The sequence below is a fragment of the Reichenbachiella faecimaris genome, from assembly GCF_900176375.1.
GTDB lineage: Bacteria > Bacteroidota > Bacteroidia > Cytophagales > Cyclobacteriaceae > Reichenbachiella > Reichenbachiella faecimaris.
This window is the reverse complement of the sequence record NZ_FWYF01000003.1, coordinates 772,294-788,390: the sequence shown is the minus strand read 5'-3', so window position 1 is coordinate 788,390 and position 16,097 is coordinate 772,294. Positions and strand designations below refer to the sequence as shown.

20 protein-coding genes are annotated in these 16,097 nt (G+C 39.2%); 1 reads left to right on the top strand and 19 read right to left on the bottom strand.

Annotation, left to right across the window (positions count from 1 at the left end):
- Window positions 1–155 precede the first annotated feature (155 nt).
- The 8 genes from B9A58_RS16120 to B9A58_RS16085 form a co-directional block, all read right to left on the bottom strand.
- Window positions 156–563, bottom strand: a complete 408-nt coding sequence (locus B9A58_RS16120; RefSeq protein WP_084373895.1) for an ester cyclase — start codon at window positions 561–563, stop codon at window positions 156–158.
- 13 nt (window positions 564–576) lie between these two features.
- Window positions 577–882 (bottom strand): hypothetical protein, encoded by a 306-nt coding sequence (locus B9A58_RS16115; protein WP_139793937.1) that lies wholly within the window; start codon window positions 880–882, stop codon window positions 577–579.
- Window positions 883–1,020: 138 nt separating this feature from the next.
- Window positions 1,021–1,617 (bottom strand): Crp/Fnr family transcriptional regulator, encoded by a 597-nt coding sequence (locus B9A58_RS16110; protein ID WP_084373893.1) that lies wholly within the window; start codon window positions 1,615–1,617, stop codon window positions 1,021–1,023.
- Between the two features lie 265 nt (window positions 1,618–1,882).
- Entirely contained in the window at window positions 1,883–2,164 is a 282-nt protein-coding gene (locus B9A58_RS16105) for a helix-turn-helix domain-containing protein (RefSeq protein WP_221406467.1), read from the bottom strand.
- 3 nt (window positions 2,165–2,167) lie between these two features.
- Window positions 2,168–2,509 (bottom strand): type II toxin-antitoxin system RelE/ParE family toxin, encoded by a 342-nt coding sequence (locus B9A58_RS16100; protein WP_084373891.1) that lies wholly within the window; start codon window positions 2,507–2,509, stop codon window positions 2,168–2,170.
- A 446-nt stretch (window positions 2,510–2,955) separates the two neighbouring features.
- Window positions 2,956–3,384, bottom strand: coding sequence for an energy transducer TonB (locus B9A58_RS16095; RefSeq protein ID WP_084373890.1), 429 nt, complete (start codon window positions 3,382–3,384; stop codon window positions 2,956–2,958).
- 170 nt (window positions 3,385–3,554) lie between these two features.
- Window positions 3,555–4,310 (bottom strand): toxin-antitoxin system YwqK family antitoxin, encoded by a 756-nt coding sequence (locus B9A58_RS16090; RefSeq protein WP_084373889.1) that lies wholly within the window; start codon window positions 4,308–4,310, stop codon window positions 3,555–3,557.
- Window positions 4,279–5,208 carry a nucleotidyltransferase domain-containing protein gene (locus tag B9A58_RS16085; protein ID WP_084374021.1) on the bottom strand — a complete coding sequence of 310 codons (930 nt, stop codon included), beginning with the start codon at window positions 5,206–5,208 and terminating at the stop codon, window positions 4,279–4,281. The genes B9A58_RS16090 and B9A58_RS16085 overlap by 32 nt, the downstream gene beginning before the upstream one ends.
- 786 nt (window positions 5,209–5,994) lie before the next feature.
- Here B9A58_RS16085 and B9A58_RS16080 point away from each other — a divergent pair.
- Window positions 5,995–6,318: a PadR family transcriptional regulator gene (locus B9A58_RS16080; protein WP_084373888.1), complete on the top strand. Its 324-nt coding sequence runs from the start codon at window positions 5,995–5,997 to the stop codon at window positions 6,316–6,318.
- A 293-nt stretch (window positions 6,319–6,611) separates the two neighbouring features.
- Here B9A58_RS16080 and B9A58_RS16075 read toward each other — a convergent pair whose 3' ends face one another.
- The 11 genes from B9A58_RS16075 to B9A58_RS16025 all read right to left on the bottom strand — a co-directional run bounded on the left by B9A58_RS16075 (window position 6,612) and on the right by B9A58_RS16025 (window position 16,007).
- Entirely contained in the window at window positions 6,612–7,112 is a 501-nt protein-coding gene (locus B9A58_RS16075; protein WP_139793936.1) for a hypothetical protein, read from the bottom strand.
- 185 nt (window positions 7,113–7,297) lie between these two features.
- On the bottom strand, window positions 7,298–9,004 hold the full coding sequence (locus tag B9A58_RS16070; RefSeq protein WP_084373886.1) for a serine hydrolase domain-containing protein: 1,707 nt from the start codon (window positions 9,002–9,004) through the stop codon (window positions 7,298–7,300).
- A gap of 187 nt (window positions 9,005–9,191) precedes the next feature.
- Window positions 9,192–10,106, bottom strand: coding sequence for a hypothetical protein (locus tag B9A58_RS16065; protein ID WP_139793935.1), 915 nt, complete (start codon window positions 10,104–10,106; stop codon window positions 9,192–9,194).
- 178 nt (window positions 10,107–10,284) lie between these two features.
- Window positions 10,285–10,584, bottom strand: coding sequence for a helix-turn-helix domain-containing protein (locus B9A58_RS16060; protein ID WP_139793934.1), 300 nt, complete (start codon window positions 10,582–10,584; stop codon window positions 10,285–10,287).
- Complete coding sequence (locus tag B9A58_RS16055) at window positions 10,571–10,918, bottom strand: type II toxin-antitoxin system RelE/ParE family toxin (protein WP_084373883.1); 348 nt, start codon at window positions 10,916–10,918, stop codon at window positions 10,571–10,573. Before B9A58_RS16055 ends, B9A58_RS16060 begins: the two co-directional genes overlap by 14 nt.
- 286 nt (window positions 10,919–11,204) lie before the next feature.
- On the bottom strand, window positions 11,205–11,960 hold the full coding sequence (locus B9A58_RS16050; protein WP_084373882.1) for a hypothetical protein: 756 nt from the start codon (window positions 11,958–11,960) through the stop codon (window positions 11,205–11,207).
- 114 nt (window positions 11,961–12,074) lie between these two features.
- Window positions 12,075–12,488 carry a DUF6691 family protein gene (locus B9A58_RS16045; protein ID WP_084373881.1) on the bottom strand — a complete coding sequence of 138 codons (414 nt, stop codon included), beginning with the start codon at window positions 12,486–12,488 and terminating at the stop codon, window positions 12,075–12,077.
- 3 nt (window positions 12,489–12,491) lie between these two features.
- Window positions 12,492–13,064 (bottom strand): YeeE/YedE family protein, encoded by a 573-nt coding sequence (locus tag B9A58_RS16040; protein WP_084373880.1) that lies wholly within the window; start codon window positions 13,062–13,064, stop codon window positions 12,492–12,494.
- Window positions 13,065–13,088: 24 nt separating this feature from the next.
- Complete coding sequence (locus tag B9A58_RS16035) at window positions 13,089–13,403, bottom strand: rhodanese-like domain-containing protein (protein ID WP_084373879.1); 315 nt, start codon at window positions 13,401–13,403, stop codon at window positions 13,089–13,091.
- A 6-nt stretch (window positions 13,404–13,409) separates the two neighbouring features.
- Window positions 13,410–14,819 (bottom strand): MBL fold metallo-hydrolase, encoded by a 1,410-nt coding sequence (locus B9A58_RS16030; RefSeq protein WP_084373878.1) that lies wholly within the window; start codon window positions 14,817–14,819, stop codon window positions 13,410–13,412.
- A 168-nt stretch (window positions 14,820–14,987) separates the two neighbouring features.
- Window positions 14,988–16,007: a homoserine O-acetyltransferase family protein gene (locus B9A58_RS16025; protein WP_084373877.1), complete on the bottom strand. Its 1,020-nt coding sequence runs from the start codon at window positions 16,005–16,007 to the stop codon at window positions 14,988–14,990.
- Between the last annotated feature and the right edge of the window lie 90 nt (window positions 16,008–16,097).

Here is a 16,097-nt window from a genome sequence, read left to right as displayed (position 1 = left end):
TCTACGCTACAGCATGAAATCTACGCCCAACTATCATCCGTAAGCTGGACTTTTAAAGCTTCTAATAATGTATCTTATCGCACCAGCCTTTGCAAATAGCTCAGTTAGTGCAGCAGTCAGGCTTATGGATGATAGTGTTTGTTGTATAACATTAATCATTTAGCTGGAACTGCTCCAATTTGAGTTAGTATTCCTAGTAAATCCACGCAAATCCAATGCTCAGATAAACGATCATTCTCAATACGAAATATAGTAATCGCACCTACTGCTATTGACTTATTTGATGCTGGAATTCCCTGAAACTCTCCATTGTGAGTTCCAGTTATATTCACTCTACAAGCGATCTTGTTTCCATCAACAATAACATCCTCGATTGAATGATTGAAATCTGAAAAACCAGCATAAATGCCCTGGGCTGGGCCTTGAAATTGTTCAACATTAAGCGGAGTAGGAATGCCAGGAAAGTGAAAAGTCATTTCATCATTGAAGACTTCTTTCATCTGGGAATAGTCCCCTTTTAAGGCGTCCATTTTTCTATAGTATTCTTCTATTAATTTTTTCATATTGATTTTAAGTTTAGACTTCGTTTTTTTTCAATTTGACCATTAAATAAACACATGCAAGAAGAAAGAGTATCTGCATGAGAAAAAGTGGAAGAGGAACATTCATTTCTGAAATAAATATGTGTCTACTGGTGTTTAGTACGATTAGGACAAAACCTATAACATAAGCGATCAGAACTTCAGGAAATTCCCGAACATAAAATGTTATGACACCAATGGATACGTACAATATCGCGACTACAGTAGCCATTTCAGCTGCCGCCATAATACCCCGCTCCGTTAAATCAGGAAATGATTGTGATACAATCTGATCTGACATAATAAAAATCCCTATGCCCTGGAGCACAAGCAAGATGCTATTATCGTAAAAATTGTCTTTTGATTCATGATTTCAATATTTGATGATTCACAAATCAATGTGTTTATGAGACCAAATGCCTTAACATTTGTTAAGAAGCTATTTTGCTTCTTTCATTGCTTGTTTTCTAATCCGGCTAAGGGATTCCGGTGCGATTCCAATGTAGGCGGCTATTTCGTAATTAGGTACTCTTTGAATGATTAAAGGATAATCTTTCATCACACGGATATACTTTTCAAGGGCCGTTTCGGATTTATCCTTATCAGCATTTTCCATTTCCTTAAGGAAAGCACTTTGCGTTTTTCTTAGAAAAAATCGCTCAAAAGGCGGAACGTTTTGCATGATGAAATCGAAATCAGACTTGGAAATGCTCATCAAGTCCGTATCTTCTAAGGTCAACCAGTAGGTTTGAGAGGGTCTCTGATTTAAAAAGCTATCCAAATCGCCCACCCACCAATCTTCAAAAGCAAAATGGTTAATGGATTTTTTTCCATTTTGAAGAATTCGATAATTGCTAACACACCCCTTCATCACGTAACTAGTAAAACGACAGACCTCCCCCTCTCTTCCTATGAAATTATTCTTTGAATATCGTTTAATAGTAAACTTAGAATGAATGACATCAATTTCTTCTTGGCTAATGTTTGGGATTTCGCGAATAGTCTTCTCAAATGATGGTGGTTCTTGTGCAATCATGTTATGTTATACAACGTCCGCATCTGGCGATGTACCCTCATAGTTTGATTAAGACAGAAAGATAGCCGAATCGCGACAAACTGCAAAAGCTTGTTTAGCCATTAGCCTAGATTTAGACTGCCAAGGAAAGCACGAATGCGATCGGTATTCTAGAGATTTTTTCTTCTCAATAGGCCAATTCGCAGAATTGGCGGGCTCTCCAAAACCGCCGCCCTTTCGTCTAGCACCAAACGCGCATGATTTTATACACCATGTTGTGATTTCGTTATTTCGCCGTTACTTCGATTGATAGGTTTAGAGCATTTGCCACAAGCGTTAGATTTGATATTCGAATGTCTTCGCCGTTTTCGATTCTTGAAATGTATGGGCGCTGTTTTCCAATAAGTTCCGCTAGTTGATTCTGGCTTAGATTCAGTTCCTTTCTTCTGTTCTTTATTATCTCTCCAAAATAATATGAGAAAGCTTCTTCTCTAAATTCCTCTCGTTGTTCCGTACCTCTCTTGCCGTAACGTTCGTTCAAAAGATCCTTTGCGTTTATTGCTTTCATTATTCAATTGTTTTGGTTCAAATAATCTTCAAGAATGCGTTCAGCCTGTTTAATTGCTTTTGTATAATCTTTGGTTGATTTTTTTAGAAATCCACAAAGGCAAACGGCTTTTTTACATTCATTGAAATTCAAGTGATCGATAGCAAAAATTACAACTCTATATTCGCTTCCAGCCTTTATTCGGAGTTCATAGAACTTACTTGATTCGAGTTTCTTTATGAAATTTGAATGAACGACTCTTACTTCGCCAATTACTTCAATTAGCTGGAAAAATTTATCAACTACTCGTTGATCTTGGCTGTCAATAAATTCTAGACAATTAGTTGTAATGTCGATTTCTCTCACATTACAAATGTAACGAATTCGTTACATAAATTGTTCGATTTTGGGGATTTTTCTCTTTACAAGACATGAATCACAACGCCTGTGTAGGACGATGTGCCCTCACAGTTTGATTAAAGCAGAAAGATAGCCGATCCGCGCACAACCACAAAAGTCTGTTTAGCCATTAGCCTAGATTTGGACTGCTGCGGAACCTACGAATGCGTTATCGGTATTCTAGAGATTCCGCGTGGAGCGGTGGTGCTGATTCTGGCATTGATTCGAAAAGCTCGCAAAGGCATTCGTGCCTACACCTTGTTATAGAGCTTATTCCCCGTTTCTCTGTTTATTGATTTCTTTCTTCTCAGCAGAACGCTCAGATTTCCAGAATTGTCTTTTTAAATATTTTCTAAGGTGTTTAGCCTACTCTGAAGTTGAAGAGAGATGTCCTTTTTGTTTATGAGCCATCGTTAAAGGTCGAAATGTATTATTACGGGTAGTGTGATAAGGCTTGGTACAGGCTTGTTAACACATAAACTTGGAGTCCAGTTGGAGTTGGAAATAATTTCAAGTACTTGATTTGCTGCATCCGTTCCTTCGATGTTTTTTAATGTCCTCATACCGATTATTTTACCTTCGACGGTAACAACAAATGCTACTAATACTTTACTTTCCGTTATGTCAGTTTGCTTAGTAGATATATTTAATTGTTTTGAGATTGTTCTGAAGAGAGCTGGCATTCCATCACTTGGTTCTGCAAGTTGATCTGGTGCGTTATAAGTTACCGTATTAGTAAGAGAATCAAGTTTGGGAACACAAGTTGATTCGCTCTGCCCGTTAGATTCATGGGAGCCAATAAAGGTGAGAATAAAAATGAAAGTCAAAATTCTGCTCATCATGCTCTATAACGATCAGCTATGATGAGTGGGGATTAGATAGCACTAACCTCTCGTCTCGCACATAGCCACGCCTTGATTTAAATTTAAAACTTGTGGCGGACTTTCCAATCCCCATCAAAATCTCCAGACCGATAAAACCCCATTCATTCATAGCATTTGTTACCTCTCGTTTATTCTACTATTTCTACAGTAAATTTTGAAGTATCTGTCTCAATGTTATTGCCCTCAATGAGATAAGCCACAGCTTCAAATTCATAGATTCCAATTTCAGGGAATACTTTGTTCCAACGAGTTACAAGAGAGTCAGAGTGAATATAGATTGTGTCTTTGGATTCTTGGCCGTAAATCACAAAATGTTGTTCAACTTGGATTTGGTCAACTCCCGAGGGAGCAGGTGTTAGCCAAGCCTGTTCGATTTCCTCGTTCCGAGTTCCCCTGATTGAATCATAGAATTTAGTCAAGAAAAGTCTTCCTCTTTTGCTAGTTAAATTACCTTCTAAATCATAGTTTCGTTGATACATAATTTTACCAACTAAGTCACGGTAATTATACTCTTTCAAATGAGTTGAATAAGGTGCAATGAACCATTTTCCTTCGATTTGTATTGCGGTTGAATCTTGATATCCATCATAGAAAACAAGTTCTTCGCCATACGGATATCCACCAACGTAATAGGCGTCAGACCTTACAATACCAGATGGATAATATTGCTTGTAATATCCGTTGAGAGTGTCATTTGCATAGTTAGCAATCGAACGAATGTTGCCTAATGAGTCAAATGAATGAAATTCGCCATTTTTCGTTCCCCCAAACACTGGTCCTTTGAGTCGAAGGGTGTTATTCTTATCAAATACAAAAAGTGTATCTGACTCGATTACTTCTCTGAATTCTCGTTCAACTGGTTGACAAGAAATAATAAAGGTCAATATGGCAAGAGTTGGAACTATTCGCATTTATGAGAGGTAACGAGTTAGCTAAGAAACGTGGGGAATTCGAAGTACGTTTCTCCCCATGTTTTCTTAGGTTTTGTTGTGCCTTCGTGCTTTTTATTTCTGTTTTCCAAACTTCAGTTAATGTTTGTCTGAATAGGTTATCGAGTTTTTCCGTTTCGGGCTTAATATCCTGGCCGTAGTTTTTTACAACTTCATTGAAGTGTTTAATATGAGATTCAACGAAATCATTAATCATTTGAATTCGAGGTTCTTTGTCGAGTTCTTCACCTGATTTTTTACGGTCTAGTAGGTTGTCTATTTCTTTTCTTAAGTCTTGGTCTTCAATCTGTGTGTCAACCATTTTTTGAAATTCCATAGGTGCCATCGTTCCATTTGATTCAATCCATTTACATGCAAGAATTGGTCGAAGTACATAAAAGTATTTTTTTACTCGCACCAAGTCAGTTTGCAGATAGTCACGGTAATTGCCTTCCGCCATATGTAAATAATGGTGCGTGCAAGACCTTGGATTAAAGTATTCTGTAGTCAATTCTCTCATTTGTTCAGCAGTCGAAAACTGCTCTAAGTAAATCAAAGGACTTCTTAGCCACTCAAGTAGTGGTGGATTCGATTTTCGAAATAGTTTTAAGGTTTTCCGAAGTTCCCAACCTGCAAAGTCTAGATCATTGGGCAGCATGACTTCCATATTGTCTCGCTTGTCATCAATTGACAAATACCATTCAGGTCTATGAACGTAAATAAATCTTACATCCCAGTCACTGTCAGTAGAGGCAAACCCCCAAGCCCGGCTTCCAGACTCAACGGCATAAAGGATTTTTATGTCCTTTTCACTTTCAAGTCGTTTTAGTTCTCTTTTAATGTGTTCAGTCAAATGTTTGTGGTTTTTTGCATGAGGCACAACAATTGTGTAAAGTGCACAGTGCACTTTATCCGCACTGCAACAATGCCAGTAATTGTTTGAAAAAAATATTCGATTTTTCTAAAAAAGCGCTGTTCCTCAAGGATAGAGCATTTTCAAATGATATCAAATGGACTTGACTAAAATCAGCTACCTATAAATGAGGAGATTTCTTCGCTGCGCCACGAAATGACAAAACGCAGAAGAAGTCCGCAAGAGATGGCTGCGTCGCCTCTTTGCCTATCGGCAAAGCATGCTTCTCGCAATGACGTGAGCGAGTGAAAGTACTAGAAGTTCATACGAGAATCAAACTTAAGTACGTCATTGCGAGGCGGGCAATTCGATGGTAATCGAATGGACAACGTGGCAATCTTAATATTTTATTAAGGACACTTTTTCACTTCTTTGTCTTTGCTTATCAGCAAAGCATGCTTCTCGCAATGACGAGTGAGGGTGAGGGTCGGAGCAGTCAATGCCAAAATCAAATTTAGATTCGTCATTGCCTGCCTGTCGATTTATTAGCTACAGATGTTTTTTATAAGGAATCTAACTTAAGATGTCATTTCGACGAAGGAGAAATCTTATTACTGCTTAATAAGAAAATTAAGATTTCTCACTACCGTTCGAAATGACAAAGAAGTATTATCGATCCCATGATTCAATTCAGATAATAATCTGCCCCTCCTCGTCAAGACCAAACGAAACCTTTTACCAACCTCTCTCGTCTTGTGTTTTAGTTGTTTTACAAATAGGTAAATAATGAAATACGCATTGGGTGAATTTGAAGAGATAGTGTTGTTGCTGGTGGCCGCGCAGCACGAAGAGGCTTATGGCCTGTCCATCACCAAGGCCATAGAAGAAAAGCTCGAAAGATCCGTAACCTTGAGCAGCGTGCACACTGCTCTTTACAGACTAGAGGAAAAGGGTTATGTCCGATCTCAAATTGGTGGCAGCAGCACCGCTCGTGGCGGCAGAAGAAAAAGGCTGTTCACCATAACAGCCACAGGCAAATCAGCTTTGCAGGAATCCAGAGCTTCTAGAAACCTGCTCTGGAATATGATCCCAAACTTTGTCATAGAATGAAGACCGGTCATAAATCCTCACCTCCTAAGTGGGCAGATCGCTTTTTCAACTGGTACTGTCGGAATGATCTGGCCGAATCCATACTCGGCGATGTGCCCTCATAGTTTGGTTAAGACAGAAAGATAGCCGAATCGCGACAAACTGCAAAAGTACGTTTAGCCATTAGCCCAAAGTTAGACCGCCAAGGAAACCACGAATGCGATCGGTATTCTAGAGATTCCGCGAGGAGCGATGGTGCTGATTCTGGCATTGATTCGGAAGGCTGGAAAGGCATTCGTGCCTACACCATGTTATCATTTTTTTTCTTTTTGGAACAGAATACGTCTCTCTGTTAACTTCAATCTGTCCTCTTCAATATATGGTTTATTCACAAATTGTACTTTCAAGAGTAGTTCATCACTGCTATCAAAATAACTTCTAGTAAATGATAGACTATCTATCATATGATAGGGATAACCAGTTTTCCGGAATTGAGTTGAAAATGCCATATACTTTATGGTGTTATGGTAAGCCGAGTCCTGCTTCTTCTTGAACAGCATTTTCTTGATTACTTTTTTTGTATTTGGCATCTTAACAGGGTTCCAAATTCCTCCGTTCTTAAGAACAATGCTTGCAGTGTCTAAGGTTGAATGAAGTGAGTCTTTGTAATTTTTAAGTTCCTGAAATGCTGGGTGCCCTTTCAGTTCAAGAATTGTCATGTAACTAGAAAACTGTATAACAAGTTGCTGTTTCCATTCTGTAGTTAAAGCTCCTGAGCTTATAATTTGTTCTGTTGAATCTGCTTGCTGGGCCAAAGAACTTAGGTTTAACAAAAGACAGAGTGGCAGAATTATAATTAGTATTAATTTCATTAACAATAAATGATAACGACCAGCTAAAATGAGTATGCGCCACAGTCGCAAGAAGCATCAAAGTTTCTGGTTTGCAATGTCTTTTTAGATAACTCAGTTCGCATATTCATTTTTAGCATTTGTTAGGCTTATTTTTCGGTTAATATTACGGCTGGCAAAATGTAATTATTCAGAATCTCAAATGGCCTTTCCATCTCTGGAAATAGATTATAGTTACCACTTGTAAAAGTTACTGTCATGTCTAATTCCGGAATTATTATCAAGAATTGACCTCCATTACCCCATGCTTCTATCGTACTGATTTGAATACCGCCAACATTTCGATTCATCAACCTCCATAAATACCCATAATCAGAATCTCTTGGATAGCTACACTTTATATGTGACTTAGTTGACTTTTCTATCCATGACTCTGCAATTAGCTGTTCACCATTCCATTTTCCTTTGTTTAGTACCAACAGTCCAAATTTGGTGAAATCAATTGGTCGTAAGTAAAAATTACCAGCCAGATAACCTCTCCATTTAGGAGAGGTTAACATTTGAAACTTATTAATACCCATTGGTAATAGTATTTCCTTATAAACAAAAAGTGGAAGGTAGGTGTCGGCTGATTGCTCAATAACCCCTGTCAACAGATTGCTACCACCTGAGGAGTACTCGAATTCTTTGCCAGGTTCATGCTTCATGGGTAAATGAAGCTTATAACCTACCCAATCATTGTTGTCCCATTGCATTTTATCTTCATCTTCCAACTCTATCCCGGTGCTCATCGTCAATGCATGATGAATAGTGATTTTATTCTTCTGGGGGTCATCAATTTCATATTCAGGGTAATAGTCCAAAATAGAATTCTCAACTTCTAATTCACTGTTTTGCATCATAGACTTACCCACAGCGAGCGCTGCTATCGATTTAAAAGCAGACCTTGTATCATGAAGATATTCTCTGTCATATCCATGAAAGTATTCTTCAAGGACAAGTTTTTGATCCTTTGTAATTATGACACTATGAATATGTTCCAAATTCCCCCTATTTGCTTCATCCATAAATTCTAAAAGTGACATATTAATGCCAACCTTGTCCAAAGAAGCTGTCTGCATCAAACCATCAGGTGACACAGGGATTTTGTACTCATACTTATCGTTTATAGGTCTTGGAAAATAGCCTTCTAATTCATCTCCTTTAAGTTTAGTGAGTTGTATTTTTCGATTGCCACCCGCATTACCATACTCAAGCGAGATGTTCTTGTTTTCAGTTTCATAAGATGCAGCTAATCCGAAGCGGCTATTTGTTATTTCGAAATCAATGTTAGTACCATCAATCAAGACTTCTTTGATAGTGAAATGCAATTTCCTGTTTTCCTTATTACTTTGAATGTTAGCCTGCACAACTCCCGGAGAGTCTTTATAAAACTCCAGATAAACTATGTAGTCTGTGTCAATAATTTCAGGTTTATACATTTTGGACACCCACTTATCCTTAACTTTTTCAAAAGTTAGACTTTGAGCCCATAGGTCATTAGTTATAATGCCTTTAAGAGTTTGGGAGTTCTCAGGTAGAATCGCATCAAAACGAAGACCTGAGGAGCCTTTAAATTCTAACGTTTGACTATTTAGAACCAATGGGTAAAGTTTTTTTTCTCCATCGTAAAAAAGAATAGCCTCAGTAGGTAGCTCAGCTGGAAAGACAACAATCGAATCGTATTTTGACTCAGTTTGAAAGAGCAAACCCGACCATACTCCGATTAACTCATCTGTGTTAAAAGATTCACTTTTCTCTGTGCATGAGAATATTACGAGTGACGCTAACCAAAGAGGTGTATATTTTAAATTCATTTTTTTAGCACTGGAATTAAGCCTAACGACCAGCTATGATGAGTGGGGATTATAAAGCACTAACCTCTCGTATCGCACATAGCCACGCCTTGATTTAAATTTAATACTTGTGGCGGACTTTCCAATCCCCACGAAAATATCCTGACTGATGAAACCCCATTCATTCATAGCACATGTTAGGCAATGTTTATTTATACACGTTTTTGACGGCTTTTTCAGCCTCTTCGTTAAAAAGTGCTTCATTCTGAAGTATTGTCAGAATATTCTTAATGCGTTCGCCAGTTGATTGAGAATTTCTAATGAATTCGAGTTCATCTTCATCATAGAATTTAAAAAGGTCATGCTCGAAATCTTCTATTGATTTTGGTTGAGTAATCAGTTCGGAAACGAATCTCATGAATTCATTATCTCTTATTTTTTTCTTGTGAAGATCGACTTTTTCTATGTCATCCTTGTGAATCTCCATTTGTCTACCGATGAACCATTGGTAGAATTCATTTACATGTTCGTGATATTCTTTTACCAACGACATTAAATCAATATCGTCTTCAAAAGATGATATATACTCTTTGGATTTAGATTTCCAACCTGAAAATTTGTTTAAATCAGCTACGCCCATTCTGATCGTCATTTCAAAATCTGGAGCATCTTTCTTATATACCAGTCGAGACGATAATCCGGGCATTTGATAATGTTGAAGGTACTGCCGAAGATCTTTAATAAATACAGAAAGCGGATGATTTTTAAATCTGATATCGATTTGAACTTGGTAGTCAGGAAATAAATCATTGTTACCATACAATTCTCTATAGTGATTTCGTGTATGATCTACAAGTGATAGAGAAGATGCAATGTAGTTGTGTAAGAATCTAGTTATTTCAATCTGATAGGCGTGAAGAAGATGTCTCTTTTCTTGCCCCATCAAAGCAAGTGATATTCTTGGTGTATTGTGAATAGTTAAGTGATGATGTAGTTCATCATAATTCTTATTGAATATACTTAGAGATACGCCAAAATGCCTGATTCGTTCAAGTCGCTTATGTTCCGACATCTGTTCGAGCTCCCGAATCAGTTCAATATAGTTTAATCCAAAGTTCGTCATCCAATATTGCCTAACGTCCAGCTATGATGAGTGGGGATTAGAAAGCACTAACCTCTCGTCTCGCACATAGCCACACCTTGATTTAAATTTAAGACTTGTGGCGTACTTTCCAATCCCCACGAAAATATCCTGACCGATGAAACCCCATTCATTCATAGCATCTGTTGGGCTTTCGTGTTTATACTTCTACGTTGAGCTTCAAGTGTCCTCCCAAACCTTCTCTGATTATTCGCATGAGGGTTGATAGACGAATATCGCTTGCGTTGTTCTCAATTCTCGAAATGTACGTCTTAGTTGTTCCACACTTTTGAGCCAGTTGTTCTTGGGTCATGCCTTGGTTCTTACGCAATTCTTGAAGCATAATTCCCAACCGAAAAGCCTCAAAACCTTCTTCAAAGGCTTCTCTCGATTCAGTTCCTCGATCACCATACTCAGAGTTCAGGTGATCGTCAAAATCAATAATTTTAGTTTTGCTCATCGTAATACTGTTTTTGTAGCTTTTCAGCCAGTTTAATCTCGTTCTTCGGTGTTTTCTGGCTCTTCTTTTGAAAACCGTTCAACACCACAACCAATTTACCCTTGTCAAAAAAGCAGAAAATTCGGTAGATGTTCGTGCCCGAAATCATCCGCATTTCATACAAAGTTGTGCCCGTAATGTTCTTGAGGTATTTTGTAGGGACACGTTCAACGGTTTTAATCAACTTAATTGTCCAGTTTATCCGTTCCTTGATCTTGGGTGTTTGTGCGTTGTAAAACTCCCAAAAGTGCTCTCCAAAGATTATTACCTTTCTGACATCACTACTTTCGTTCATACGAACAAAGTTAGCTAATTAGGTAACATGATACAAAGGGAAAAGGTTTCGGTAAGTGCATTTTTTTCGATCCGAGCATGAAGTCCAACATTTGTGTAAAGTGCACCGTGCACTTTATCCGCACTGCAACAGTACTTGTAATTGTTTGAAAAATTATTTGATTTTTCCAAAAAAAAAGCACTGTTTCTCAAGGATAGAGCATTTTTGAGTGAGATCAAATGGACTGACTAAAATCAGCTGCCTATGAATGTGAAGGTTTCTCCTGACGTCGAAATTACACAAAAAGTTAATTCTTTAGCGGGTACTTCTGATTCAGATACTTTCTGAGGAAAATGGTGGTGGCATATTCGTCTAGCAACACTTGGTTGTAATCACCCGCTTCGTTTTTCTTGAGTAGATACTCCCATCCGCTTTCATTAGCAAATTTGATATACTTCGCTATGATGAAGTCATGGGATAGTTCATCATTGGGCCCAACATAGCCCAGATCAAGAAAAATCTGTCCAAGAATTTGGTACACTTCAGCTTTATTCGCCTGATCCCAGATCAAATTGATGGTACGCCCGCGAAACTTTTCGGAAATAATTCTCAGCTTGATTACATTAGAATAAAACACCTTATCCAGGGTAGTTAGCTCTGTATTCGTATTGCTTTGCGACTCCTGACAGGTAGCTAGGTTTCCTTTCAACTGATCACGCTCACCTTCAAGTTGTGCTACTTCCTCTGCTTTTACTTTTCCTTGCACCAGTGCTGCCTGAAGGGTTACTATTTTTTGATCTAGGTCTGTGCCATCTGGCCAGTTGGCCACTTGGCTGCCCAGCCGATCCACGACATTTTCTGTTTGGCAACTAAAATCAATTTGCTTGTAGGTGAAAATTACGGCTGAAACCACTTCCAGAATCAAACCTGCAAAAAGTGCATTCAGGTGCTTAGGCTGAATGGATTTGATCACTCCAGTAATGCCCAAAAAAGTCAAAATTGCAGTTATAGAAAAGATGCCTATGAAAATATAAAAGACAATGTTCAGTTGGTCGGTTGCCATGATCAGTACAAAAGGTTGATTGAAAGTTCCCTAAAGATAGTAGGAAAGCTGAATATCGCTATCACATATACACGCACTTGACTGGGCACTAACTCAAAAAGGTAAAGGATCGAATCAGTGAGGCAAGTACTTCCTCAGCACTCCATAAAGAAAAGTGCCGAACATGGCGCTGGCTATGATCAAAACAAATACTGTAGCCCCATTACCCAATAGTATGAACATAGGGCCTGGACAGGCTCCCGTCATGGCCCAGCCCAAACCAAAAAAGGTTCCTCCAAGCAAATAACGCCAGAAGACCTTGTCTTTGGCGTTGAATTTTATAGATGTGCCCTTGATAGACTTGATATCAAAGCCTTGGATACTTTGCGTGATTACCATACCTAAAACTACGGCCGAACCAATGATTCCATACATGTGAAAGGATTGGAAGTTGAACATTTCATAAATGCGGTACCAGGAGATCACTTCCGACTTGGTAAGCACAATACCGAATACTATTCCTACCAATAAATATTTTGCAGCTTTCATAAATTACAAAGTCAAAAGATGAGGTAAAATGAGGTGTGTCATAATCAATCCACCTATAAAAAACCCAATGACGGCAATAAGGGAAGGGATTTGCATGTTGCTCAAACCGCTGATGGCATGCCCTGAAGTGCAGCCACCTGCATAGCGCGTCCCAAAGCCTACCAAAACACCACCTACCACCAACATCAAGGCATACTTTGGTGTGGCAAGCGCCTCCCAAGAGAAAATAGACTCTGGCAAGTAAGATGAACCAGGGTTCTCAATTCCCATGGATTTTAATTGCGCCACAGTGGCGTCCGAAATTCCAACTACGGAAGAGTCACTTAGATATTCCTTAGCAATAAACCCTCCTATCAGTCCGCCTAGTACAAAGGTCAGATTCCAAAGTTGGCCCTTCCAATCAAATCTAAAAAAGTCATTTACCTTGCCAGCTCCTGCGATACTGCAGAGTGTCCTTAGATTACCTGACACACCAAACTCCTTCCCAAAGTACAGCAACAAAAACATCACCAATGAAATCATTGGGCCTGCGACATACCACGCCCAGGGTTGCCTTATCCATTCAACCAAATCCATCCCTTCTTTATATTTTAATGAAGATTAATATTCTAAATTCTGGGTCCATCCCAAGATACCGCCTTCGAGGTTATAGAGTTGGCCAGTAAATCCCATTTGTGCCATCAAACCACAAGCTTGTCCGCTGCGATTACCACTTCGGCAATAGACATAGTAGTTTTTGGACTTGTCCAGGCCTTCCAATTTGCTTTTGAAGTCTGGCTGGAAAATATCCATCAGCTCACAGCCTGCAATGAATCCACCATCGTATTCTTCTTGCGTCCTTACATCCAGCAACACGCCATTGTCATCAGCCTCAAACTTTTCTGCAAAATCTATTTCATCAATGTTTTGATACATCTCGTTTTATTTTAAAGTTGACGGACATACATAGTCCGTGGTTTTTATTCCTGTTGTACTGATCCCTTTGAAGCCCTGCTCTACATTCACCAAATCATGAATGCCTCTTGATTTCAATATGGAAGAAGCAATTACTGAACGATATCCTCCTGCACAGTACACATAATATTTATGATTAGCATCCACCTCAGCCATGTGGGTATTAATAAAGTCCAAAGGAAAAGTAACTGACTGATCAACATGCTCTGCTTGAAATTCGCCTGGCTTTCTCACATCAAGAACATCCAACTCTCCTTGATTCATTCTATTCTCAAATTCCTGTGGTGTAATGGATTCTAAATTATCTACTTCTTTGTCTGCAGCTGCCCAAGCCTCAAACCCACCTTTCAAATAGCCCAAAGTATTATCATAACCCACTCTAGACAAACGGGTCACTACTTCTTCTTCCCTGCCTTCGTCGGCTAAAAAAATAATGGGTTGCTTCAAGTCCGTGATCAACGCGCCTACCCAAGGTGCAAAACTTCCATCTATTCCAATGAAAATGGAATTTGGGATGTGCCCCTTTACAAATTCGTTCTGGTGTCGTGTGTCGAGCACCAACGCTCCTTCATGATTAGCCATGGCTTCGAAAGTTTCTACATCCAATGGCACTGTGCCTGTCTCCATTACCTTGTCAATACTTTCATAGCCAGATTTATTCATCATGGCATTTTTTGCAAAGTATTGTGGTGGAGGCATGATACCTTCAGTGACCTCTTTGATAAACTCCACTCTGGTCATGTCTACTCTCAAGGCGTAATTGGTTTTTTTCTGATTGGCTAATGTATCCCAAGTCTCAGACGACATGTGTTTGCCACAAGCAGAACCTGCTCCATGTGCTGGATAAACCACCACATCATCAGGCAAAGTCATGATTTTGTTTCGAAGACTATCAAACAAATGACCAGCTAAATCCTCTTCAGTCAAATCTGACTTAACAGCCAAATCAGGTCTGCCTACATCACCTATAAACAAGGTGTCTCCAGAGAAAATCGCTTGCTCTTTTCCTTCTTCGTCAATCAATAAAAAGGTACTGCTTTCCATGGTATGACCAGGCGTGTGCAACAATTTGATTTTGATTTTACCTATTTCGAAAATTTCTCCATCAGTTCCAATATGACTATCAAATGCTGTAGTAGCCGTCGGGCCAAAAACAATTTTGGCTCCTGTCTTTTTTGCTAGATCTACATGACCAGAGACAAAATCCGCGTGAAAGTGTGTTTCAAAAATGTATTTGATGGTTGCACCATTTTCCTTGGCCTTTTCTACATACGAATCCACTTCTCTCAACGGGTCGATAATGACCGCTTCATTTTCACTTTGTATGTAATAGGCGCCTTGTGCGAGACAACCAGTATATATCTGTTCTATTTTCATTGCCAATACTAATTTGGGTTTCTTGTTGCAAATGTACGCCAGTCACAATGATTGGTTTGTAACTTTTGTCACACGAAGATAAGATGAAAAGGGAAAGATTAACAATCCACATAACCCTAACAGGGTTTCCAACCCTGTTAGGGTTGCACTAAAAGAATTATTGGGATTTTACGAAATAAACCCACCAATCAACTCATTGATCTTCTCTGTCTCTGTCAAGAACCCGTCATGACCAAATAATGATTCGATCTCTCTGTACTGTACATTAGCCAAATGATCGGCTACTCTGCGTTGCTCTTGGATAGGGAATAATAAATCTGAGGTAATACCTATTTGTAAAATTGGAATTCTGATACCTTCCAATACTTCAATGAGCGTACCTCGCCCCCTGCTGAGATCATGACTATCCAGGGCTTTGGTCAAGCTCCACAATAGGAACCCGCTAAATCCACGATTGGCCAATTTAGACCCTTGATAGCGGATGTAAGAATCTGCTTTGAAGTCGTCTACTTTGGATTCGTCGTCGTTCTGTGTCTTTTCGAATATTTCATGATTACGATAAGAAAGCATGCCTATGGCTCGTGAAGCTGCCACTCCAGCCGCTCCAGCCTCGGGATCATTATCTCTCCAAGTAGGGTCAGCTTCTATGGCCAATCTTTGCGCTGCGTGCACAGATACTCTCCATGGCGATTCTTTAGGAGCTGTAGCCACCAGGATCAATTTTTCAAAAGTATCTGGCTCTTGTACCGCCCATTCATAAGTTTGAAATCCACCCATCGAGCCTCCTAGACCTATGGCAATTTTTTCAATCCCCAAATGATCACGAAGTAGTTTATGTGCTTCCACCATATCACGAATGGTAATCAATGGGAAGGTGCTGTGATAGGCTTGACCCGTTTCTGGATTGACAGACATTGGGCTACTGGTACCATAGGGTGATCCCAAGATATTGGCACAAACAATAAAGTGCTTGTCTGGATTGATTGCAGAGTCTTTTTCAAACAACCCTTTCCACCAATCCATAGCTTCCGAATTCGCCGTCAGGGCATGAAAAACCCACACCACATTGTTTTTGTCAGCATTGAGCTGACCAAAAGTGTGATAGGCAATTTCGAGCTTGGGCAATACACCTCCTCTTTCCAAATGGAAAGGCTCATTATGCTCGTATGTTAGGGCTTTCTGATTCATCGAAAATTTGAAGGCGCAAACCTAATAAATGTACCATAATAGTTCACGGTTAGAATCCATTTTAGATATGAACTTCACATATTTGCAAAA

What these genes read in the sequence shown, in the direction of transcription:
- B9A58_RS16080 (WP_084373888.1), top strand. Translation starts at nt 5,995, where the DNA reads ATGAAATACGCATTGGGTGAATTTGAAGAGATAGTGTTGTTGCTGGTG.
- B9A58_RS16120 (WP_084373895.1), bottom strand. Translation starts at nt 563, where the DNA reads ATGAAAAAATTAATAGAAGAATACTATAGAAAAATGGACGCCTTAAAA.
- B9A58_RS16110 (WP_084373893.1), bottom strand. Translation starts at nt 1,617, where the DNA reads ATGATTGCACAAGAACCACCATCATTTGAGAAGACTATTCGCGAAATC.
- B9A58_RS16025 (WP_084373877.1), bottom strand. Translation starts at nt 16,007, where the DNA reads ATGAATCAGAAAGCCCTAACATACGAGCATAATGAGCCTTTCCATTTG.
- B9A58_RS16095 (WP_084373890.1), bottom strand. Translation starts at nt 3,384, where the DNA reads ATGATGAGCAGAATTTTGACTTTCATTTTTATTCTCACCTTTATTGGC.
- B9A58_RS16045 (WP_084373881.1), bottom strand. Translation starts at nt 12,488, where the DNA reads ATGAAAGCTGCAAAATATTTATTGGTAGGAATAGTATTCGGTATTGTG.
- B9A58_RS16055 (WP_084373883.1), bottom strand. Translation starts at nt 10,918, where the DNA reads ATGAACGAAAGTAGTGATGTCAGAAAGGTAATAATCTTTGGAGAGCAC.
- B9A58_RS16040 (WP_084373880.1), bottom strand. Translation starts at nt 13,064, where the DNA reads ATGGATTTGGTTGAATGGATAAGGCAACCCTGGGCGTGGTATGTCGCA.
- B9A58_RS16105 (WP_221406467.1), bottom strand. Translation starts at nt 2,164, where the DNA reads ATGAAAGCAATAAACGCAAAGGATCTTTTGAACGAACGTTACGGCAAG.
- B9A58_RS16030 (WP_084373878.1), bottom strand. Translation starts at nt 14,819, where the DNA reads ATGAAAATAGAACAGATATATACTGGTTGTCTCGCACAAGGCGCCTAT.
- B9A58_RS16035 (WP_084373879.1), bottom strand. Translation starts at nt 13,403, where the DNA reads ATGTATCAAAACATTGATGAAATAGATTTTGCAGAAAAGTTTGAGGCT.
- B9A58_RS16060 (WP_139793934.1), bottom strand. Translation starts at nt 10,584, where the DNA reads ATGAGCAAAACTAAAATTATTGATTTTGACGATCACCTGAACTCTGAG.
- B9A58_RS16050 (WP_084373882.1), bottom strand. Translation starts at nt 11,960, where the DNA reads ATGGCAACCGACCAACTGAACATTGTCTTTTATATTTTCATAGGCATC.
- B9A58_RS16115 (WP_139793937.1), bottom strand. Translation starts at nt 882, where the DNA reads ATGTCAGATCAGATTGTATCACAATCATTTCCTGATTTAACGGAGCGG.
- B9A58_RS16070 (WP_084373886.1), bottom strand. Translation starts at nt 9,004, where the DNA reads ATGAATTTAAAATATACACCTCTTTGGTTAGCGTCACTCGTAATATTC.
- B9A58_RS16065 (WP_139793935.1), bottom strand. Translation starts at nt 10,106, where the DNA reads ATGACGAACTTTGGATTAAACTATATTGAACTGATTCGGGAGCTCGAA.